This window comes from Streptomyces sp. WAC 01529 (assembly GCF_003945545.1).
In the GTDB taxonomy this organism is placed as follows: Bacteria; Actinomycetota; Actinomycetes; order Streptomycetales; family Streptomycetaceae; genus Streptomyces; species Streptomyces anatolicus.
The window spans coordinates 3,656,242-3,677,021 of record NZ_CP029617.1 but is presented as its reverse complement, the minus strand read 5'-3'; the positions used below and the strand labels follow the sequence as shown (position 1 = coordinate 3,677,021).

Genomic DNA, 20,780 nt, shown 5'->3' with positions numbered 1-20,780 from the left:
GGGGCGCGAGGAACTGCGCGCCCAGCCACGACGGACCCGCGCATGCGGGAGGGTTTTCGCGTGCGGGCCCGCGTGGGTTGCTCGCGCAGTTCCCCGCGCCCCTGACGGGGCGCCTCGGCGAGGGTGATGGACCCGCGGCCCTGACGGGGCGCTTCTCCGGGGCCCGCGATAGAACTGGGCCCGAAAGGGAGGGGATCTTAATGACCGGACACCCAAGCCGCACGCAAGCCATCAGCACCGCCCTGCTCACCGGAACCGTCGCGCTCTACATCGCGCTCGTCGCGTTCGGGAACATCACGGACTTCGGCACCAACCAGCAATTCGTACGCCACGTCCTCGCGATGGACACCACCTTCAAGGACGACGACCTGATGTGGCGCGCGGTGGAGTCCACCGTGCTCCAGGACGCCGCGTACATAGCGATCATCGCGTGGGAGAGCGCCGCCGCACTCCTCCTCATCGCGGCGACGGCCCTCTGGGTCGACGCGATCCGCCGCCGCGCGGGCCACCGCAAGGCCCAACGCCTCGGCACAGCAGGCCTGTTGATGGTGCTACTGCTCTTCGGAGCCGGGTTCATCGGCATCGGCGGCGAGTGGTTCGCCATGTGGCAGTCCGAGAACTGGAACGGCCTGGACGCGGCGACCCGCGTCGTGACCCTCACGGGCATCGTGCTGATCGTCAACCTCCTGCCGTCCACCGCGATATCGGCGGACGGCAGCGTCGACAAGCAGCCCGAAAGACCCTAGGCGAGCTGCGCCGGCAGGTCCGCCGCGTGCACGACGATCAGGCCGGACACCGCACGGGTCAGCGCCACGTACAGCCGGCGCAGACCCGTCCGCTCGTCGGGCTCGCCGTCGACAATGGCGGCGGGCTCGTCCAGTACCACGTAGTCGTACTCGAGCCCCTTCGCGAGGGACGCCGGTACGAGCGTGAGCCGGGTGTCCGGCGTGGTCTCCTCGCCCGGCGCGAGGTACGTGATCCCGGCCTCCGCCAGCGCCCGCGCCAGCGCGGGCACGCGCGCGTCCGCGGCGATGAGCCCGATGGACCCCTCCCGCCGCAGCGACTCGGCGCACGCCGCCAGGCAGGCCGCGTCCGGGTCGTCGGCCCGCCGCACCGCGAGCGAACCGGGCGACTCCCGCACCGAGGCCACCTCCGTGAGCCCCGGCGCGATGTCGGGCAGCAGCCGGGACGCGTACGCGATGACCTCGCGCGGCACGCGGAAACCGGCCGTCAGCTCCTCCACGACCGCCTCCGGCTTGCCGAGGTGAGCGAGGGCCTCGGCCCAACTCCGCGTCGCCCAGGGCGTGGTGCCCTGCGCGAGGTCGCCGAGCACGGTCGCCGAACCGGTCGTGCAGCGCCGTCCCACCGCGCGGTACTGCATGGGGGACAGGTCCTGCGCCTCGTCGAGCACCACATGCCCGAGGGAGTGCGTGCGCGAGACCAGATCGCTCGCCTCGTCGATCAACACCGCGTCCGCGGCGGACCACTTGGCGGACTTCACGCTGCGCGGCGGCTTCGCCCACAGCACGGCCTTCTGCTCGTCCGCGCTCAGGACGCCCTCGGCGTGCGCGGCGAGGAAATCGGCGTCGGAGAGCAGCCGCAGCACCAGCTTCGCGGGGTCCACCGGCGGCCAGATGGCCTTGACGGCCGCCTTCACCGCGGGGTTGCGCGCGACCGCGTCCTGCACGCGGTCGTCCGGCGCCTCGCCCGACTGCTCCATGCGAACGAGGACGGCGTGGGCGATGCGCTGCGGCAGGGCGTCACGGGCGGCGCCGTAACGGATGTCGCGGGCCAGCAACTCCTGGACGATCTCCTCCAGTTCGTACGCGGGCACGCGCCAGCGCCGGGAGCCGCGTACGACCATCAAGGGCTCGGTCGGCAGCGTGACGTGCGAGCGTACGGCCGCGCGCAGCACCCGCGCCATACGGGCGTCGCCCTTGACGAGGGCGGCGGCGGAGTCGTCCGTGCCGCGCACCTCCACGTGGGCGACGAGGTCGTCGACGGTGGCCTGCTTGACCTCCAACTCACCGAGCGCGGGCAGCACTTGCTCGATGTAGTGGAGGAAGGAGGCGTTGGGTCCGATGACGAGCGTGCCGGTGCGGGCCAGCCGGTCCCGGTGGGCGTACAGGAGGTAGGCGACGCGGTGCAGGCCGACGGCGGTCTTGCCGGTCCCGGGGCCGCCCTGCACGCAGACGCTGCCGCTGAGCCCGCTGCGGACGATCTCGTCCTGCTCGGGCTGGATGGTGGCGACGATGTCCCGCATCGGGCCGACGCGGGGCCGTTCGATCTCCTGCTGGAGGAGCTTGCTGGCGCGCTCGTCCTCGGCGGGGTCGCTGAGGTGTTCGTCCTCGTACGCGGTGAGGTCGCCGCCGGTGTAGCCGAAGCGGCGGCGCAGCGCGATGTCCATCGGGTCCTTCTTGGACGCGCGGTAGAACGGCTGCGAGACGGGGGCGCGCCAGTCGATGACCATCGGGTCGCCGTCGGCGTCGTGCACGTGCCGCCGCCCGATGTAGAACTGCTCGCCGTCCGCTCCCTCGGCCTGGTCGGCGCCGGGGGCGTGGAGGTAGTCGAGGCGGCCGAAGAAGAGGGGGGTGTGGGCGAGGTCGGCGAGGGACTTGATGCGGTCGCCGATCTGCCGTTCGAGGACGGCGGCGTTCACCCAGTTCGCGGTGACATCGCGGATGTCCAGGGCCTCGGCGTCCGCGCGCATGGCGCGCAGCGCGGCGCGGGACGCGGCGAGGTGTCCTCGCTCTCGGGCGAGGGGGTCGGTCTTGTCGTGCGCCTGCACGGGGTGCCTCCGGCGGTTCGGCGGTGTCGTGGCGGCGGCCCGCGCGGGCGCACTGCGTGCGGGCGTGGGCGGCTCTCTGGCTGCAGCCCGGTTTCCGGCCGGGGGCGGCGGCTCTCCACTGCGGGAGGCCGGGGAAGGGGGCATTTTAGGCGCGGCCTGGCGGGGGCGCCCAACGGTTTTCCCGGTGCGGGGCCGGCGTGCCGAGCCGTGGCCCCGTAAGGGGCGCGGGGAACTGCGCGCCAAGCCACGACGCGCCCGCGGCCGGGGGACGGCCCCCAGGGGGCCAGGGCCCGGCAGGGCGAGTCCTTCGAGCGCGGCTCGGTGGGGGCTGGCCGCGCAGTTCCCCGCGCCCCTTACGGGGCGCTAGTCGTCGGCCAGTTCGGCTACGCCGGTTACGCGGTGGAGAGGGAAGGTGCGGACCTCGTCCGCCGTATGGTCGTAGGCCGTGACGAAGCCACCCTCGACCCGAACCGGGGCGATCATCCGCTGGCTCGCCGAGCCCTCGGCGTTGACGTAGCCGATCCATACCGTCTCGCCCGTCATCACCGCCGCCTGCATCGTGGCGAGGGTCTCCGCGGACGTCGTACGCGGCAGGCCGCCGCCCGGCGCCTCGGGGGCCTCCTTGCGGGGCGCGGTCGACGCCAGGTCGCCCGCGCGGATCGCCCGCACGGCCGCGCCGATGAGTGTGGCGTCGGGCAGCGGAGGGCCCTCCGGCACCGGCTCGGGGGCCGAGCGCGGCGGGGTGCGGCGGGCGTGGGCGCGGGTGATCAGGACGTCGCCCTCCGGGGACTCCGCGGCGGGCGCGAAGCCCATCGTGCGGAGCCCTTCGAGGAGCGTGCCGGGGTCGGCCTGGGCGGCGAGCACGGTCGGCGCGAGGCGGCGCAGCCGCAGGCCCTGGGAGCGCTTGTCGGCCAGGATCTCGTTGAGCATCGCCTCGTCGTCGCAGCGCACGTAGGCGGACGCGGCGCCGATACGCAGGTGGCCGTGTCTGCGGGCCACGTCGTCGATCAAGTACGCGAGGGGCTGCGGGACCGGCGTACGGGAGTGCGCGGCGAGGAAAGCGTGCAGGTCGGAGGCGGTCTGCCCGGCGTCGAGGGCGCGGCGTACGGAACCGGGCGTGAAGCGGTAGACGGTCGCGCCGCCCTTCGACTCCACGTCGGCGAGCACGGCCAGCGCCTCGGCGAGCGGCCGCTCCAGCGGGCCGGGCGCCACGGCGGTGAGGTCGGCCTGGAGCAGCACGTGGTCGAGCGGTTCGGGCAGCAGCGGGGAGAGGAGCCGCGAGGCCCGCGCACCGGCGGCGGCCCGCTCGGCGGGGGTGGCGGGGACGGTGTACGCGGGCTCCGCGGAGGGCTCAGGTGGCGTGGGGGTAGCGGGGCGCGCCGGAGGGCCGGTGAGCAGCGCTCGGCCGTGGGACGAGAGGGCGCCGCGGCCCGTGACACCCAGCAACTCCGCCTCGTTCAGCGTCCACTGGGCGATGCGGGCGCGGAGGTCCCGCGACGAGGGGGCCGGGCGTTCCCAGCGCAGGCGGGCCAGGAGCGATTCGGGGTCGGGCGTGGCGCCCTCGGGAAGTCCGGCGAGGAGCGCGAGGACCCGCCCGCGCACCTCCGGTGCAGCCGAGCGGTCCAGGTGCGGGCCGAGCGCGGACAGGGTGCGGTCCTTGCCGTCGCGGCCGCCGATCAGGCCCGCCGTACGGGTCGCCGCGAGCCAGGCCGTGGCGAGCGCGGCCCAGCGCTGGGGGGCGGGCAGCTCCTGCCATTCGTCGTACGCGGGAGTCGCCCCGTACCGCTCGTCGGCCTCGCCGTCGGAGGCCACCAGGCCCGCCGCGTAGGCCAGTTCGACCCAGAACGCGGCCATCGGCTCGGGCAGGTCGAGCGCCACCGCGGTCCGCTTCAGGTCGCGCACGCTCAGACCGCCCGCGCGCAGCACCGCGGGGCCGCCCTCGTCCCACTCCTTGAGCAGCTCCTCGATGGTGGCGAGCGCGGTGTGCGCCTGGCCCGCCGCCGCGGCGTCCACAACCTGTGGACGGTGCTCGCGCGCCACCGCCACGGGCGGCGGCGCCGGCTCGGGCGCGCGGTGGGCGCGGCCCGCGCGCAGATGCAGGGCGACCTCGCGGGGCAGCACGACCGTGCCCGGCGCGGTGGGCAGCAGGAGCCCGCGGTCCAGGAGCCAGCGCAGGTGGCGGGCGGGGTCCGCGGTGACCTGGCCGTAGGGAGGACCCCACACCAGGCGGGAGAGGACCTCCACCGACTCGGCGGGCGCCTCGTCCAGGAGCGTCGACATACGGGTGCGGTCGGTGAAGAGCGCCGTGAGCGCGCCGACCGCCGACACCGGGTCGTGGGTGGTGGGCAGGCCCGCCGCCGCGACGATCTCCTGGACGCGGGTCGGCGACATGCCCGCCGTGGCCTCGGCGACGGTCGGGCCAAGGCCGGTGGGGGACGGGTGCTGGGGGCCGGGGGCGAGCAGTTCGCGGGCCGTGCGGACCAGGCGCAGGCGGGCGTCGGGGCCCCAGACGAGGGCCTGCGCGTGGAGGGTGGCGAGGGCGTGGGGGAGGGCGCGCTCGACGGCGGCGTCCCCCTCGTCGCCGGCGAGGAGGCCGAGGACCTCCTCGTACGTCGTGGGCTCCTGGGCCACCGCCAGCGTCTCCGCCACCTGCTGCGTGAAACGGTCCAGCCGCTCCAGGGCGCGGACCACGGAGGCCCGGGTGCCGGCGCGGGTGGCGAGCTGGGTCAGATCGGTGGGGACGGGGCTGAGGAGGTCCGGGCGGGCGTGGAGCAGCTCCGCGAGGGCGGCGTCCTCGCGGGAGCGGAGCGCTTCCGCTAGGGAGCGGGGGGTGTCCGCGGGGCGGCGCGGGGGCGCGGGCGCGCTTTCCGTGGGCTGGGGCTGCTCGGTGCTCATCCGCCTCACGTTAGCTGGCCGGGGGCCTTGGTGGGGGTGCTGTCGCTCTGGGGGCTTTTGCCTGCGGGTCTTGTGGGGCGTGTTTCCCTGCGGGGGGCGTCGTGGCTTGTCGCGCAGTTCCTCGCGCCCCTGACGGGGCCCGTGGTGCGCCCCGATAGGGGCGCGGGGAACTGCGCGAGCGACCACAAGCCGACCCGCACTCGAAGAACTCCCCGGGCCGCCCCCGTGAGGCGCCCCGCACCCCCACGGGGGGCCGATGCGGCACACTGGACGTTTGGCCTAAGGAAAGGGCGCTCGCGTGAACGGTCCCCTCATCGTCCAGTCGGACAAGACTCTCCTGCTCGAGGTCGACCACGAGCAGGCGGACGCCTGCCGCCGCGCCATCGCCCCGTTCGCGGAGCTGGAGCGCGCGCCCGAGCACATCCACACCTACCGCGTCACCCCGCTCGGCCTCTGGAACGCCCGCGCGGCGGGACACGACGCCGAGCAGGTCGTGGACGCCCTCGTGGAGTTCTCCCGCTACCCCGTCCCGCACGCCCTGCTCGTCGACGTCGCCGAGACGATGGCCCGCTACGGCCGCCTCACCCTCTCCAAGCACCCCACCCACGGCCTCGTCCTCACCACCACCGACCGGCCCGTGCTCGAAGAGATCCTGCGCTCGAAGAAGGTGCAGCCGCTCGTCGGGGAGCGGATCGACGCGGACACCGTCGCCGTCCACCCCTCCGAGCGCGGACAGGTCAAGCAGACCCTGCTGAAGCTGGGCTGGCCCGCCGAGGACCTCGCCGGGTACGTCGACGGCGAGGCCCACAAGATCGACCTCGACGAGAGCGGCTGGGCGCTGCGGCCCTACCAGCAGCAGGCCGTCGAGGGCTTCTGGCACGGCGGCAGCGGTGTCGTCGTACTGCCGTGCGGGGCCGGGAAGACCCTCGTCGGCGCCGGGGCCATGGCGCAGGCCAAGGCGACCACGCTCATCCTCGTCACCAACACCGTCTCCGCCCGCCAGTGGAAGCACGAACTGGTGAAGCGCACCTCCCTGACGGAGGACGAGATCGGCGAGTACAGCGGTACGAGGAAAGAGATCCGGCCCGTCACCATCGCCACGTACCAGGTCCTCACGACGAAGCGGAAGGGCATCTACCCGCACCTGGAGCTGTTCGACTCCCGCGACTGGGGCCTGGTCATCTACGACGAGGTGCACCTGCTGCCCGCGCCCGTCTTCAAGTTCACCGCCGACCTCCAGGCACGCCGCCGCCTCGGGCTCACCGCCACCCTCGTACGCGAGGACGGGCGCGAGTCCGACGTCTTCTCGCTCATCGGGCCCAAGCGGTTCGACGCCCCGTGGAAGGAGATCGAGGCGCAGGGCTACATCGCGCCCGCCGACTGCGTCGAGGTCCGGGTCAACCTCACGGACAGCGAGCGGCTCGCGTACGCCACCGCCGAGGCCGAGGAGAAGTACCGCTTCTGCGCCACGACCGCGACCAAGCGGAAGGTGACCGAGGCGCTGGTCAAGAAGCACGCCGGTGAGCAGACCCTCGTCATCGGGCAGTACATCGACCAGCTCGACGAGCTGGGCGAGCACCTGAACGCCCCCGTCATCAAGGGCGAGACCACGAACGCGCAGCGCGAGAAGCTCTTCGGCGCCTTCCGGGAGGGCGAGATCTCGGTCCTCGTCGTGTCGAAGGTCGCCAACTTCTCCATCGACCTGCCGGAGGCCACCGTCGCCATCCAGGTGTCGGGCACGTTCGGCTCGCGGCAGGAGGAGGCCCAGCGGCTCGGGCGCGTGCTGCGGCCCAAGGCGGACGGGCACGAGGCCCGCTTCTACTCCGTCGTCGCGCGGGACACCATCGACCAGGACTTCGCCGCGCACCGGCAGCGGTTCCTCGCCGAGCAGGGGTACGCGTACCGGATCGTCGACGCGGATGAGCTGCTGGCGGGGAGTTGACGCTGTGAGGGCGGGGGCGGGGGGCTCAGGGCCTTTCCCAGCTCTCAGGCTCCCGCGAGCATCGCCGCCGGGATCACCGCGACCGACGTGCACGCGAACGCCGTACGCAGCCACGCCGCCCGCGAGACGCGCGGCGTGAGCCAGCCCGCCGTCAGGCAGCCGAGGCCCCCGAACGCCGCCAGGACGTAGCGGGCCACCAGCTCCTGGTGCTCCGGCGACGACGCGCTGCCGATGCTCGCGTCGAGCGCGACGATCAGCCAGCCGAGCGCCAGGAGCAGCGCCACGGTGGGGGTCGCCAGGGCCAGGGCCAGTACGCGGGAGGGCCGCGGGACGGGGTGGGCGGCGGCGTACGCGGCGTTACGGGCGGCCCAGGCGGCGCGGGACTCGGCTTCTTCCATGGGACGAGTCAACCTCGGCGCGCGGGGTCGGCACCTCTGTCCTCGTACTCATGTACGTACTCAACAGCGGCAGCAGCGCCAGTGCCAGGAGCGGGTACGGCGAGGCCAGCGGCTGCTGCCACCAGGGGAGCCGGAGGTCCAGGTCGCCCTGGTGCGGGAGCAGCCAGAAGGTGCGGGCCAGGAAGAGCGCGGCCACGGCGGCGGCCAGGCGGGGTCTGCCCCCGGCGATCAGGAGGGCCAGCAGCGGTACGCACCACACCCAGTGGTGGGACCAGCTGATGGGGCAGATCAGGAGGGTCGTGAGGGCGGCCAGGAGTACGCCGTCGGGGCGGTGGGCCGGGGCGCGGCGGGCGAGCCACAGGCCGGTGGCGGCCGTCAGGGCGGCGGGGAGTGCCCAGGCGGGGCCTGGTTCCGCCTCGTGCAGGGCGCGGGCGATCAGGCCCTGGAGCGACTGGTTGTCGACGATCCACGCCTTGCCGACGCGGCCCGTCTCGAAGACGCGGCGCGTCCAGAAGTCGACGGTGGCGGCGGGGAGCGCGAGCGCGCCGAGCAGCACGGTTCCCGCGAACGCCGCCAGGGCGGTCGTCGCCTCGCGTACGCGGCCGGCGAGGAAGAGGTACGCGATGAAGAACGCCGGGGTGAGCTTGATCCCGGCGGCGACGCCCAGCGCGAGGCCTTTGCCGACGGCGTTGGCCGGTCTGGTGAGGTCCCAGAGGATCAGGCAGACGAGGGCGAGGTTGATCTGCCCGAACACGATGGTCTGGAAGACGGGCTCCAGCCAGAGGGCCAGGGCGGTGGCGGCGCAGAGGTGGTGGGGGCGGATGCGGGCGCGGAGGCCCGTGAGGCGGGCGGAGAGGTGGAGGAGGAGGGGGACGAGGGCGGTGTTGCCGATGAGGAAGGCGAGCTTGAGGGCGGGGAGGGGGAGCCAGGTCGTCGGCACGAAGAGGAGCGCGGCGAACGGGGGGTAGGTGGCGGGGAGTTCCCACTGGGTGACGGTGAACCCATACAGATCCGTGCCCTGGACGACGGCTTCGCCTTCGGCTCGGTAGACGAGGGTGTCGGCCATGGGGATGTGCTGGAGGGCGCAGAGGGTGGCGAGGGCGGCGAGGGAGGTGACGAGTGCGGTGAGTGACAGGGGGGTTGCGGGGGGTGATTTCACGGGGGGACGGTAGCGGGTGCTGGCGGGGGCGCCTTGGGCGGGGTTTCGCCTTGGCTTCGTGGGTGGGGCGGGGCCGCGGGGGTATGTGCGTGCTCGCCATCTTGGTGCGGGGGCCTGCTGGTTGTTGCTCTGTTACTGGGGGCCACTGTGCTGCGCTCGCACATACCCCCACGTCCCCTCCGGCCGGTTCGGCGGCTGCGGGCCGGTGGGGGTGACCTCCCGGGCGTGCCCGTCCCTCTGCATTGCGGGGGAGTTCCCCACCCACCCGCCCGGCCTGCACCCCCGCCCCGCCCGCGTTCCCGCGAGGGAGTTCCCCACCCACCCGCCCCCGCCCCTACGGCACGTCGTCCGGTGCCGCGAGACGGGTGGGTGGGTGGGGAAGCATCCGCCGCGAAGCGGCGGGACAGGGACGCCCCAACGGCGAGGAGGAGCAGGGGCCCCGCGGACGGCGGGGAGGGTCAGAGGCGCTCCGCCCGCCGGGGCGCAGGGCGGTGTTGTGGGCGCCCCCGCCAGACGCGGTACCGTCGGAACCCGGGGAGTACCAACGCAGCCGCCCCGGAGGGGACTTCGTGGGGATCGAGAGCGATCAGCTGGTCTTTGACTATCTGAGCCGGGTCGGAGACCTGGCCCAGCAGCGGCAGTTGCCGTCCGCCACCCGCATGCGCCTCGTCGCCGATCTGCGTAACCAGATCGACCGGGGCCGGGCCGGCGCCGCCGCCGACAGTCCCGCCGCGGTCCGCCGCCTCCTGGCGGGGCTCGGCGCCCCGGAGGACGTCGTCGACGCGGCGGGCGGCACCCCCGGCGACGTATCCGGCGACGTATCCGGCGACGTATCCCCGCAGAAGCCGGGCGAGAGCAGGCCCAACGCGGCCGTACCCGCACCCCGCAAGGAAGCCGCCCCCCGGAAGGAAGCCGCCCCCCGGAGCGAAGGCGAGGACGTCGCCACTCGGCTGCGCCGCATCGTGCCCCGCCCCCGCCGCGCCGCCCCCAAGCCCCCGCCCCCGCAGGACCTGATGGGCCTGGACGGGCCCCGCCCCTCCCCGCCGCACCTCGCGGGCGCCGACGAGCTGGGGCCGAGCGGCTCCGAGCCGGACTGGTGGCGGCTGGACAGCAGCCCCTTCGGCGGCGCCGACACCGTCCCCGGCTTCGTCGGCGGCGTGGAGATCCCCGAGATACTGAAACCCCCGCCCGGACCGGACGACCCCCTCCGCCCCGGCAAAGAGGCCGAGGCCGAGGCCAAGGTCGTGGAGGAGCCGGAAGAGGGGACGGAAGCGGAGGAGCGGCCTCGGCTGTGGCGGCCCCGCCTTCCCCTCCGCACCGGCGAAGGCGCCGGCCTCAGCAACCCCCTGCTGCTCCTCGCCGCGGCCGCCCTGATCGCCGGCGCCGTCCTCGGCAACTGGCTTGCCCTCGGCGCCGGCTGGCTCATCGCCTACGCCTCCCGCAGGCTCTCCCGCGCGGAGGCGAAGTGGGCCGTCCTGGGCATGCCGGGGCTCGCGGTGGCCGCCGGGCTCACCTGGCTGTGGGGTCGTACGGACGGCAGATGGGGCGAGCCGATCCGCGAGGGCCAGATGAGTGGCGCCATCGCCGAGACCTGGCCGTGGGTGGTACGCGGCGCGGCCGTCGCCTCCGCGCTCTTCCTGGTGTGGAGATCGCAGCGACAACGGCCGTGAGAAAACGGGCCCGCGCCCGCTCGGAGGGAGGCGCGGGCCCGCCCAGGACCTACTTCTTCTTCGTCAGGTCCGCCTGCATCTCGTCCAGGATCTTGTCCGCCGCCGTGTAACCGATGCCCTGGAGCCACAGCTCGTCCTCGACCGTGTGGACGTTGCCGGACTTCACGGCCTTCATGTTCTTCCACAGGCCGCTGCCCGTGGTCTGCGTCTGCTTCGCCTTCTTCGGGTCGCCGTACGTGGACTGGAAGATGACGTCCGTGTCCGCGAGGTCGATCTTCTCGGGGGAGAGGTCGTAGGAGAAGCCGTCCTTCGCCTTCGCGGAGATCGGCGCGCGGCCGAGGCCGACGTCCTTGAGGAGGGTCGCGATGTAGCTCTGCTCGCCGTAGAGGCGGATGTCGGCGCCCTCGACGAAGCGGATGACGTTGACCTTCGTCTGCTTGGCCTTCGCGGGGCCGCCGATGGCCTCGGTGACCTTCTTGGTGTGGGCCTCGTACGCGGAGACGACCTTCTTCGCCTCGGCCCGCTTGCCCAGCGCGTCGGCGTGCACCTGGAAGTTCTCCTTCCAGGGGAAGCCCGTCGTCTCCGTCATCACGGTCGGCGCGATCTTCTTGAGCTGGTCGTACTTGGCGGCGTGCCGGATCTTCGAGGTGAGGATCAGGTCGGGCTTGAGCGCGGCGATGGCCTCCATGTTCGGGGTCATCATCTCGCCGACGTCCTTGATGCCGCTGACCTTCTCCTTGGGCAGGTACTCCGGGAAGCCCGACTCCGCCTCGACGTGCGTGGCGCCGACCGGCTTGACGCCCAGGGAGATCGCGGAGTCCAGCTCGGCGGTGTCGAGGACGACGACCCGCTCCGGCTTGACCGGGACATTCACGTCACCCATGGCCGTCTTGACGGTGTGGGTCTTGCCCGAGCCCGCGGAGTCCTCGTCGGAGTCCGAGGAGCCACAGGCGGTCAGCGCGAGCGCGCCGGTCAGGGCCAGGGAGCCGGTGAGGAGCGCGCGGCGGCGCAGCGGGGAGCGGAAGCGGTTCATGGGGACGGTCATGGGGACGCCTTTCAAGCGTTAAGCGGAGGTACTACGGGTGCCGGTGTGGCCGTTACTCCGGCCGTTACTCCGACTGGTGCTGGTGCCGGAGCTGCTGCCGGTGCTGGTGCTGCCGCTGTCGGCGGGCGGCGCGGTCGCGGACCACGGCGCCCCGGGGACGACCAGCGGGGAGCCGGTCACGGGGTCCGGCACGACCACACACTCCAGGCCGAAGACCTCGCGCACGAGTTCCTCGGTGACGACCTTCGAGGGCGCTCCCTCGGCGACGACCTCGCCCGACTTCATGGCGACGAGGTGATCGGCGTACCGCGCGGCCTGGTTGAGGTCGTGCAGGACGACGACGACCGTGCGGCCCCTGTCGTGGTTGAGCTGGCGCACCAGGTCGAGGACCTCGACCTGATGGGAGATGTCCAGGTACGTCGTCGGCTCGTCCAGGAGGAGCAGGTCGGTGTCCTGGGCGAGGGCCATCGCGATCCATACGCGCTGACGCTGGCCGCCCGACAGCTCGTCGACGGAGCGTTCGGCGAGCGCGGCCACGTCGGTGCGTTCCATCGCCTCCGTCACCGCCGTCTCGTCCGCCTCCGACCACTGCTGCCACCAGTGCTGGTGCGGCTGACGGCCGCGCGCGACGAGGTCGGCGACGGTGATCGCCTCGGGGGCGACCGGCGTCTGCGGGAGCAGCCCGATCCGCTGGGCGATCTTCTTCGTCGGCAGCTTGGCGAGCGCCTCGCCGTCCAGGAGGACCGCGCCGCTCCGCGGCTTCAGGAGGCGGCCGAGCGCCCGCAGGGTCGTGGACTTGCCGCACGCGTTGGGGCCGACGATGACCGTGACCTTGCCGTCGGGGATCGCCAGGTCGAGGCGGTCGACGACCGTGCGGTCCTCGTAGGCGAGGGTCAGCTCGCGGGCCGAAAGGCGGGCGGCGGTCACGAGGTGCCTCCATTGCGGACGGAACGGCTGCGGACGATCAGCCAGATCAGGTACGGGGCACCGACGGCGGCCGTCAGCACGCCCACCGGAAGCTCCGTGGGCGAGAACAGGCGGCGGGCGAACAGGTCGGCGAGGACCACGATCAGCGCCCCCGTCAGCGCCGAGCAGAGCAGCGGGATCTGCGCGGTCCGGGTCATCCTGCGGGCGATCTGCGGGGCGAGCAGCGCCACGAAGTCGACGGGCCCCGCCGCGCTGGTCGCCACGGAGGCGAGGACGACCCCGAGCAGCACGAGCCCGAGGCGTACGTGGCCGAGGCGCACCCCGAGGGCGGTCGCCGTGTCGTCGTCGAGGGTGACCGAGCGCTGCGCGCGGGCCGCCCAGCACATGAACGGCAGCAGCACGAGCAGCGTCAGGGCGAGCGGGTCCGCCTCGGCCCAGCCGCGGCCGTTGAGGGAGCCCGTCATCCAGATCTGCGCCTGCTGGGCGACGAGGTAGTCGCCCTTGGTCATGAAGAGCGTCGTCACCGAACGCAGGGCGATCGCGAAGCCGATGCCGATCAGCACGAACCGGGTGGCGTGCAGCCCGCCGCGCCACGCGAAGACGTAGACGAGGGCGGCCGCCGCGATGCCGCCGACCACCGACAGATAGGGCAGTACGGCGTACGAGGTGACGCCGAAGGTCATCGCGCCGACGGTCAGGGCGCTCGCGCCATGGCTGATGCCGATGATGTCGGGGCTGGCGAGCGGGTTGCGGGCGACGGTCTGGATGAGCCCGCCCGCCACGCCGAACGCGGCGCCGACGAGGAGCCCCACGACCATGCGGGGCTCGCGCAGCGTGCCCACGACCAGCTCGTCGGCGGAGGGCTGCCCGAAGACGACCTTCAGCGCCTCGACGGGCTGGACGAAGGACTCACCGACACACAGGTACGCGAGACAGGTCGCCGCCAGCAGCAGGGCGAGGCCCACCGCGACGAGGGTGGAGCGCCGGTGCAGGAGGAAGGCGGCACGGCCGACGCGTACGACGGCGTATCCGGCGGGGCGGATACGGCGCGGGGCCAACGAAACGGAACTCACGCCGCGACCACCTTCCGGCGCACCAGCGCCACCAGGAACGGCACCCCGATGAGCGCGGTCATCACGCCCGCGGGCACCTCACTCGGCGGGAACACGATCCGGCCCACCGCGTCGGAGACGAGCAGCATCACGGGCCCGAGGAGAGCGGCCATCGGAAGCACCCAGCGGTGGTCGCTGCCCACGACCGCGCGGGCGATGTGCGGGACGGCGAGGCCGATGAAGGCGATGGGCCCCGCCGCGGCGACCCCCGCCCCGGTGAGGACCGTCGCCCCGAGCCCGCCCACGATCCGTACCGCCGCCACGTTCTGACCGAGCCCCTTCGCCACGTCCTCGCCGAGCGCCAGCGCGTCCAGGCCCCGCGCGACCGCGAGGACGAGCACCACGCCCACGAGCAGGAACGGCCAGATCTGGCCGACGACCTCGGAGTCGCGCCCGGCGATCGAGCCGACCTGCCAGAACCGGAACTCGTCGAGCGCGGACGCCTTGGTGGTGAGGATCGCCGTGGTCACCGAGACGAGCAGGGCGTTGATGGCGGCGCCGCCCAGCGCGAGTTTCACCGGGGTCGCCCCGCCCCGCCCGCTCGCCGCGATCGCGTACACGGCGACCGACGCGAGGGCGGCGCCCACGAACGCGTACCAGACGTATCCGGTCAGCGTGTGGACGCCGGCGAAGGCGATCGCGGTGACCACACCGACCGAGGCGCCCTGGCTGATGCCGAGGATGCCGGGGTCGGCGATGGGGTTGCGGGTGATGCCCTGGAGCACGGTCCCGGCCAGCGCGAGCGCCGCGCCGACCATCAGACCGATGACGGTGCGCGGCACCCGCATCTCGCGGACGACCTCGGCGGAGTCGCTGTGCCCGCCGTGCAGCAGCGCGTCGAGGACCGCGGAGGGTGCGATCGCGCGGGCGCCGACGGCGAGGCTGAGCAGGACCGCGAGCAGCAGGGCCACGACGGCCGCCGTCATCACGACGGCGCGTCGGACGGGCACACGCATCGGCTGGCTCGTTTCGGGGTGCGGAAATCGGAGGCGGGAAAGTGACGGAGGGCGGGGCAGAGTTGGTAAGGCTTGGCTAAGTCTAAGGGTGGGGCGTGGGGCGGCCTCGGCAGAATGGGGCCCATGACCTCACGCGCGCTGACCGTCGGCTTTGACCTCGACATGACCCTGATCGACTCGCGGCCCGGAATCAGGGCGACCTACCAGGCGCTTTCCGCGGAGACGGGAACGTACATAGACGCGGACCTGGCCATCACGCGCATCGGGCCGCCGCTCGAACAGGAGCTGCGGCACTGGTTCCCCGCCGAGGAGATCGAGGAGAGGGCCGACCGCTACCGTGAGATCTATCCCACATACGCCCTTGCGCCGACGCTCGCGATGCCCGGCGCCCGCGAGGCGGTGGCCGCGGTCCGCGCGCACGGCGGCCGCGCGATCGTGGTGACCGCCAAGCACGAGCCGAACGCGAAGCTGCACCTCTCGCACCTGGGCATCGAGGCCGACGCGGTCATCGGCTGGCTCTGGGCGGAGGCGAAGGCGGAGGCCCTGCGCGAGTACGAGGCGGCCGTGTACGTCGGTGACCACACCGGCGATGTACGCGGCGCGCGTACGGCGGGCGCGCTCTCCGTCGCGGTGGCGACCGGGCCGTGTGACGCAGCGGAACTGCGCGCGGCGGGCGCGGACGTGGTCCTCGGCGAGCTGACGGAGTTCGCGTCCTGGCTCGACGCGTACGTCGCGGGAGAGGGTCTTTAGCCGGCCGCGGACCTCGCCTGGCGCCGCTGGACCGCGATGCCGCGCAGCACCCCGGCGGCCGCGACGAGGAAGCCGACGCCCATCAGCATGCACACCGCGTACGCGGCGGGCGGGAAGGGGTCGGTGCCGAGGAAGAGCGGGGCCACCGTGACCAGTGTGGCCACGGCGCCGACGAAGAAGACGATCGCTCCGATCCGGACCATTCCGTCGCCGGGCCCGGCCGAATTCGCTTGGGTTTTGTCACGCACCCCACCAGGGTAGTTCCCAGCGCGAAGGAGGAACCCGAAGGAAGAGATCGGGGACGTCTTGTCACCGGCTCACGGACCAATAGTCTTGGTCCCGGCGGGTCGGGCGACCCGCTGTAGTGCTATCCAGAGCCGTTTTCGCCCTGTCATTTCCGGCTGGGGCGGACCGGCACAGACGAGTACGACGAGGACGAGGACTTCACGTGCCTACCGGCAAGGTCAAGTGGTTCAACAGTGAGAAGGGCTTCGGCTTTCTCTCCCGCGACGACGGCGGCGACGTCTTCGTGCACTCCTCCGTACTGCCCGCCGGCGTCGACACACTCAAGCCCGGCCAGCGCGTGGAATTCGGTGTGGTCGCGGGGCAGCGCGGCGATCAGGCCCTCTCCGTCACTCTTCTCGACCCGACGCCGTCGGTCGCGGCCGCACAGCGCCGCAAGCCGGACGAACTGGCGTCGATCGTCCAGGACCTGACGACCCTCCTCGAGAACATCACGCCGATGCTGGAGAAGGGCCGCTACCCCGACAAGGCGTCGGGCGCGAAGATCGCGGGCCTGCTGAGAGCGGTCGCGGACCAGTTGGACGTATAGCCGTACGTACGACTCCGAGCCGGTAGCCGTACGACTCAGCGCCGGGCGGGCTTCAAGGCCCGCCCGGCAGTACCGCCCGGCGTTCACGGAAACGCCAGCGCCCCCGGCGCCAACGCGGGCACGAGCCCTTCCGCCGCCGCCCGCGTCAGCAGCCCCCGTACGGCCGCGTAGCCGTCCTCGCCCAGGTCGGCCGTGAACTCGTTGACGTACAGCCCGATGTGCTGGTCGGCGACGGCCGGGTCCATCTCCTGGGCGTGTTCGAGTACGTAGGCACGGGACGCCTCGGGGTCGTCCCAGGCCATACGGACCGAGGCGCGGGCCGCCGCGGCCAGCTGTTCGAGCACCGCCGGACCGAGGCTCCGCTTGGCGATGATCGCGCCCAGCGGGATCGGCAGGCCCGTCGTGGACTCCCAGTGCTCGCCCATGTCGGCGAGGCGGTGCAGGCCGTAGTTCTGGTAGGTGAAGCGCGCCTCGTGGATGACCAGGCCCGCGTCGACCCTGCCGTCGCGCACCGCGGGCATGATCTGGTCGAACGGCAGCACGACGATCTCGCCGACGCCGTCGCCGCCCAGCGTGTCCGCGGCCCAGAGCCGGAAGAGCAGATACGCCGTCGACTTCTCGCTCGGCACGGCGACCGTGCGGCCCTTGAGGTCCACGCCGGGCTCACGGGTCAGCACCAGGGGCCCACAGCCCCGGCCGAGCGCGCCGCCGCAGGGCAGCAGGGCGTACTCGTCGAGGACGTAGGGGAGAACGGCGTACGACACCTTCAGCACGTCGAGATCGAGATCGGAGGCGAGCGCGGTCGAGGACGCGGCGCGCTCGGCGACGCCGTTGGTGATGTCGATGTCCGCGAACGTCACGTCCAGCGCGGGCGCGCCGGGCACCCGGCCGTGCGCCCACGCGTCGAAGACGAAGGTGTCGTTGGGGCAGGGCGAGTACGCGATGCGCAGTGGTGACTCAGTCGTTCCTGTCATACGTGTGCCAACCCTTCAGTACCGGCGTGAACTTCCCGAACGCGTCGCTCAGCGCGGCCAGCGCGTCACCGATCCGCCAGGCGGCGCGGTCGCGGGGGCCGACGGGGTTGGAGACCGCGCGGATCTCGAGGACGGGCAGGCCGTGCAGGGCGGCGGCCTCGGCGACCCCGAAACCCTCCATCGCCTCGGCCAGGGCACGCGGATGGCGCCGCCGCAGCTCGGCGGCGCGCTCGGCGCTGCCGGTGACGGTGGAGACGGTCAGGACGGTGCCGGTCGCGGCACCGCAGGCGTCGGCGATCTCCCGTACGAGGGAACGCGGCGGTCGGTGGGTGACGGCGCCGAAGCCGAGTTCGGTGACGGGCGCGAAGCCGTCCGGGGTCTCGGCGCCGAGGTCGGCGACGGTGATCTCGTCGGCGACGACGAGGGAGCCCACGGGGGCGTCGGGCAGGAAGCCACCGCCGATGCCCGCCGAGACGACCAGGCCGTAGGGCCGGCCGGTGGCGGCGGCGCGGGCGAGCGCGGTCGCCGTGCCCGCCGCGGCGGCCGCGGGGCCCACGCCGACGGGCAGCGCGTCCACGTCATGCGCCGGGCGCAGCGCGCGGGCCACCGCGTCCCGTTCGGCGGGGACGGCGGTGGCGACGAGGACGCGCGGGTGAGGCACGGGACCGGGGGGCAGGAGGCCTTGGGTCACGGGAGGCCCTGGGTCAGGAGTCCTTCTTGAACTTGAACGACCACAGGCCGGTGGCCTTCTGCGTGCCGCCCTTGCCGCCCTCGAGGAGGCTGACGGTGGTCTTGTCGCCGCCACCGCCGTACTGCTGGTTGAAGAAGACGCTGCCGGGGATGACCACGTACGTCTTCTTGCTGGCCTCGGTGAGCGGCTGGCCGTTCATGAGCAGCGTCCAGCCCTTCTCGGCGACCTCGGGGTCGACGCCGAAACGGACCTTCTCGTCGGGATCGATCTTGACGGTCTTCACGTCCTTGTCCTGGAGACAGGACTTGAGCTGGGACTGCTTCAGCTCCTTGCCGTCGTTGTAGCAGGAGGCTTCGGTGTGCACCGAGTCGCTGCCGACCGTCACGGTGGCCAGCGGCGTCGGCTTGTCACAGGCCGAGAGGACGAGGAGTCCGGCGGAGACGGCGCCAATGGCGGCCGCGGTGCGGCGGCGGCGCGCCGCGCTGTTCACATTCGCGGCTCCGCCGCGGAGCAGGGAGGTCATGGGCGAAGGCTATCGGGCGTGCCGGGGCCTGCTGTTACGCGGGGGTCGCGGGCGTGCCGCTTGGCGCCGCGCGGGGCGCGCATGGGCGGGTCCTCTCGGGTGGGGTCAGACCACCCGGGTGCGGCGGGGGCCGCCCTGGCGGGCCGCGGCGAGCAGGCCCCGTACGGTCGAGAGCCAGCCGAGGGCGAGGATGCCCGCGGCCACGGTCAGGCCGAGGGAGCCGTTCAGCGGCAGGGAGATGCCGACGGCGCCGCCGACCACCCAGGCGACCTGGAGCAGCGTCTCGGAGCGGGCGAAGGCGGAGGTGCGGACCTGTTCGGGGACGTCCCGCTGGATCAGCGCGTCCAGGGAGAGCTTCGAGAGGGCCTGCGCGAAGCCCGCGCACGCGCCGAGGCAGGCAACGCCCACCGCCCCGAAGAACACCGCGGACGCGATCGCCACGCAGAGCACCACCGCGACGACGGTCACGATGATCACCTCCGGCGCGCGGGACTTCAGCCAGGCGCCGACGGCCGTGCCGAGCGCGTTGCCGGTGCCCGCCGCGACGCCCACTATCCCGAGCGAGACGGCCGCGCTCTGCCCGCCGAGCGGGTGCTCGCGCAGCAGGAACGCCAGGAAGAAGATGAGGAACCCGGAGAGGCAGCGCAGCGTGGCGTTGGCGGCGAGGGCGTGGGTGACGGCGGGGCCGACCGTACGCAGGCCGGGGCGGCGTTTGGGGGCGGTGTCGGGGGCGTCTGGGGTGTTGGGGGCGTCTGCCGGGTCGGTGAGGCCCGGGGGGTCCGCGGGGTCGGGGGTGGTCGGGGAGGTGGTTCTGGAGGTGGACCCGGTGGTGGCGGGTTCGGCGGCGCGCGTGTGGCGATGGAGGTGCTGTAGATGCAGGTGGTCCTCGTCGGCGGCGAGCAGCGCCTTGCGCTCGCCCTTCGCCGAGTCGACCTTGCGCGGCAGCGAGAACGACAGGAACATCCCCGATACGAAGATCACGAACGCGCCGTAGAGCGGCCATCGGGGGCCGAGCGCCTGGAGCCCCGCGCCGATGGGCGCCGCCACGGCGGTCGCGAGCAGGCCGCCGAGCGTGACCCGGGAGTTGGCCTTGACCAGGGAGAACCCGGGTGGCAGAAGGCGTGGCACGACCGCGCTTCTGACCACTCCATACGCCTTCGACGCGACCAGCACCCCGAGCGCGGCGGGGTACAGCTCGACGCTGCCGGTGGCGACGGCGCCCGAGAGGACCAGCGCGAGCAGGGCACGGGCCAGCATCGCGCCGGCCATCGCGGCGCGGCGGCCGTGCGGGAGGCGGTCGAGGAGCGGGCCGATGACGGGGGCGAGGAGGGTGAAGGGGGCCATCGTGATGGCGAGGTAGAGCGCGACGCGGCCGCGGGCCTCGTCCGTCGGCACGGAGAAGAAGACGGTGGAGGCGAGGGCGACGGTGACCATGACATCGCCCGCGCCGTTCACGGCGTGCAGCTCGATCAGCTTGCCGAGGCCGGACTCGCCCGCGCCGTGGGCGTGGGTGGCCTTGCGGATGCCGCGGGCGGTGCCGGTGAACGGCAGGTGCAGGGCGCGGCCCAGGGCACGCGCGGTCCGCCTCGCCGGGCCCGGCGAGGCGGTTCCTACGGAGGACGACCTTGTGGGGGCCACGTCGTTCATAGTGCCCTGTTGGGGGGACCACTAGTACGGATACTGGCTGTGAGCCTGGCGGGGTGTCTGTGGGGGGTGTTGTTCTCCTCGCCGACTTGGCCGGCTGTTTGGCCCACCCCACCCACCGGTTCACCTCTCACCCCGTGCTGCAGGGGTGACCGCTCTTCGCCGCGGTTGCCCCACCCTCCCACCGGTTTACCCGCGCCGCAGAGGTGACCGCTCTTCGCCGCTTCGCGGCGTGTCTCCCACCCACCCACCCGTTTGCCCCGCGCCTCAGGGGTGGCCGTCTTTCCGCCGCTTCGCGGCGGCTGCCCCACCCACCCGCCCGTTTGCGCCGTGCTGAGGGGTGAAGGGTGGGTGGGTGGGGAGAACGGCGCGTAGCGGCGACGCTTTGGGGGGTGGTGCGGGGGAGATCGGGGGGCTCGGGGATGGGGTCGCGCGAGAGGTTTGGGGAGAGCGGGCGGGCCGGGCGCGTACGTC

The 20,780-nt window shown here is 73.2% G+C and carries 18 protein-coding genes; 5 read left to right on the top strand and 13 right to left on the bottom strand.

Features of this window, described 5'->3' with window-relative positions; genetic code table 11:
• Window positions 1–200 precede the first annotated feature (200 nt).
• A complete protein-coding gene (locus tag DMA15_RS16335; RefSeq protein ID WP_125513507.1) occupies window positions 201–746 on the top strand; it encodes a DUF2165 domain-containing protein in 546 nt (181 codons plus the stop codon).
• On the opposite strand, the gene DMA15_RS16330 is transcribed toward DMA15_RS16335, so the two are convergent.
• Together DMA15_RS16330 and DMA15_RS16325 are read right to left on the bottom strand one after the other, a co-directional pair.
• A complete protein-coding gene (locus DMA15_RS16330; RefSeq protein ID WP_240659826.1) occupies window positions 743–2,788 on the bottom strand; it encodes an ATP-binding domain-containing protein in 2,046 nt (681 codons plus the stop codon). The two genes, DMA15_RS16335 and DMA15_RS16330, sit on opposite strands and share 4 nt — an antisense overlap.
• Before the next feature lie 363 nt (window positions 2,789–3,151).
• On the bottom strand, window positions 3,152–5,683 hold the full coding sequence (locus tag DMA15_RS16325) for a helicase-associated domain-containing protein (protein WP_125513504.1): 2,532 nt from the start codon (window positions 5,681–5,683) through the stop codon (window positions 3,152–3,154).
• A 298-nt stretch (window positions 5,684–5,981) separates the two neighbouring features.
• Here DMA15_RS16325 and DMA15_RS16320 point away from each other — a divergent pair, with 298 nt between their 5' ends.
• Entirely contained in the window at window positions 5,982–7,625 is a 1,644-nt protein-coding gene (locus DMA15_RS16320) for a DNA repair helicase XPB (RefSeq protein WP_125513503.1), read from the top strand.
• Window positions 7,626–7,669: 44 nt separating this feature from the next.
• On the opposite strand, the gene DMA15_RS16315 is transcribed toward DMA15_RS16320, so the two are convergent.
• Window positions 7,670–8,023 (bottom strand): hypothetical protein, encoded by a 354-nt coding sequence (locus tag DMA15_RS16315; protein ID WP_125513501.1) that lies wholly within the window; start codon window positions 8,021–8,023, stop codon window positions 7,670–7,672.
• Entirely contained in the window at window positions 7,983–9,089 is a 1,107-nt protein-coding gene (locus DMA15_RS16310; protein ID WP_125517826.1) for a glycosyltransferase 87 family protein, read from the bottom strand. The genes DMA15_RS16315 and DMA15_RS16310 overlap by 41 nt, the downstream gene beginning before the upstream one ends.
• A gap of 662 nt (window positions 9,090–9,751) precedes the next feature.
• Between DMA15_RS16310 and DMA15_RS16305 the strand changes: the two genes are divergently transcribed.
• Complete coding sequence (locus DMA15_RS16305) at window positions 9,752–10,852, top strand: hypothetical protein (protein WP_125513499.1); 1,101 nt, start codon at window positions 9,752–9,754, stop codon at window positions 10,850–10,852.
• 49 nt (window positions 10,853–10,901) lie between these two features.
• Here DMA15_RS16305 and DMA15_RS16300 read toward each other — a convergent pair whose 3' ends face one another.
• The 4 genes from DMA15_RS16300 to DMA15_RS16285 are packed head-to-tail and all read right to left on the bottom strand — an operon-like array spanning window position 10,902 to window position 14,892.
• Complete coding sequence (locus DMA15_RS16300) at window positions 10,902–11,897, bottom strand: iron-siderophore ABC transporter substrate-binding protein (protein WP_240659825.1); 996 nt, start codon at window positions 11,895–11,897, stop codon at window positions 10,902–10,904.
• An 18-nt stretch (window positions 11,898–11,915) separates the two neighbouring features.
• A complete protein-coding gene (locus tag DMA15_RS16295) occupies window positions 11,916–12,824 on the bottom strand; it encodes an ABC transporter ATP-binding protein (protein WP_125513498.1) in 909 nt (302 codons plus the stop codon).
• Window positions 12,821–13,897 (bottom strand): iron chelate uptake ABC transporter family permease subunit, encoded by a 1,077-nt coding sequence (locus DMA15_RS16290; protein WP_125513497.1) that lies wholly within the window; start codon window positions 13,895–13,897, stop codon window positions 12,821–12,823. The genes DMA15_RS16295 and DMA15_RS16290 overlap by 4 nt, the downstream gene beginning before the upstream one ends.
• On the bottom strand, window positions 13,894–14,892 hold the full coding sequence (locus tag DMA15_RS16285) for an iron ABC transporter permease (protein WP_240659824.1): 999 nt from the start codon (window positions 14,890–14,892) through the stop codon (window positions 13,894–13,896). Before DMA15_RS16285 ends, DMA15_RS16290 begins: the two co-directional genes overlap by 4 nt.
• Window positions 14,893–15,006: 114 nt before the next feature.
• Between DMA15_RS16285 and DMA15_RS16280 the strand changes: the two genes are divergently transcribed.
• Window positions 15,007–15,642, top strand: coding sequence for an HAD hydrolase-like protein (locus tag DMA15_RS16280; protein WP_125513495.1), 636 nt, complete (start codon window positions 15,007–15,009; stop codon window positions 15,640–15,642).
• Here the strand turns inward: DMA15_RS16280 and DMA15_RS16275 are convergent.
• On the bottom strand, window positions 15,639–15,890 hold the full coding sequence (locus tag DMA15_RS16275; protein ID WP_125513493.1) for a hypothetical protein: 252 nt from the start codon (window positions 15,888–15,890) through the stop codon (window positions 15,639–15,641). The two genes, DMA15_RS16280 and DMA15_RS16275, sit on opposite strands and share 4 nt — an antisense overlap.
• Window positions 15,891–16,090: 200 nt before the next feature.
• Here DMA15_RS16275 and DMA15_RS37990 point away from each other — a divergent pair, with 200 nt between their 5' ends.
• Complete coding sequence (locus DMA15_RS37990; RefSeq protein ID WP_016642928.1) at window positions 16,091–16,474, top strand: cold-shock protein; 384 nt, start codon at window positions 16,091–16,093, stop codon at window positions 16,472–16,474.
• Window positions 16,475–16,557: 83 nt separating this feature from the next.
• On the opposite strand, the gene DMA15_RS16265 is transcribed toward DMA15_RS37990, so the two are convergent.
• From DMA15_RS16265 to DMA15_RS16250, 4 genes are all read right to left on the bottom strand, one after another.
• Window positions 16,558–17,448 (bottom strand): 1,4-dihydroxy-6-naphthoate synthase, encoded by an 891-nt coding sequence (locus DMA15_RS16265; RefSeq protein WP_206302742.1) that lies wholly within the window; start codon window positions 17,446–17,448, stop codon window positions 16,558–16,560.
• Window positions 17,432–18,139 (bottom strand): futalosine hydrolase, encoded by a 708-nt coding sequence (locus DMA15_RS16260; protein ID WP_240659823.1) that lies wholly within the window; start codon window positions 18,137–18,139, stop codon window positions 17,432–17,434. Before DMA15_RS16260 ends, DMA15_RS16265 begins: the two co-directional genes overlap by 17 nt.
• A gap of 13 nt (window positions 18,140–18,152) precedes the next feature.
• Entirely contained in the window at window positions 18,153–18,662 is a 510-nt protein-coding gene (locus DMA15_RS16255) for a DUF2771 domain-containing protein (RefSeq protein ID WP_125513492.1), read from the bottom strand.
• Window positions 18,663–18,767: 105 nt separating this feature from the next.
• Entirely contained in the window at window positions 18,768–20,231 is a 1,464-nt protein-coding gene (locus DMA15_RS16250; RefSeq protein ID WP_125517821.1) for an MFS transporter, read from the bottom strand.
• Window positions 20,232–20,780: the final 549 nt, after the last annotated feature.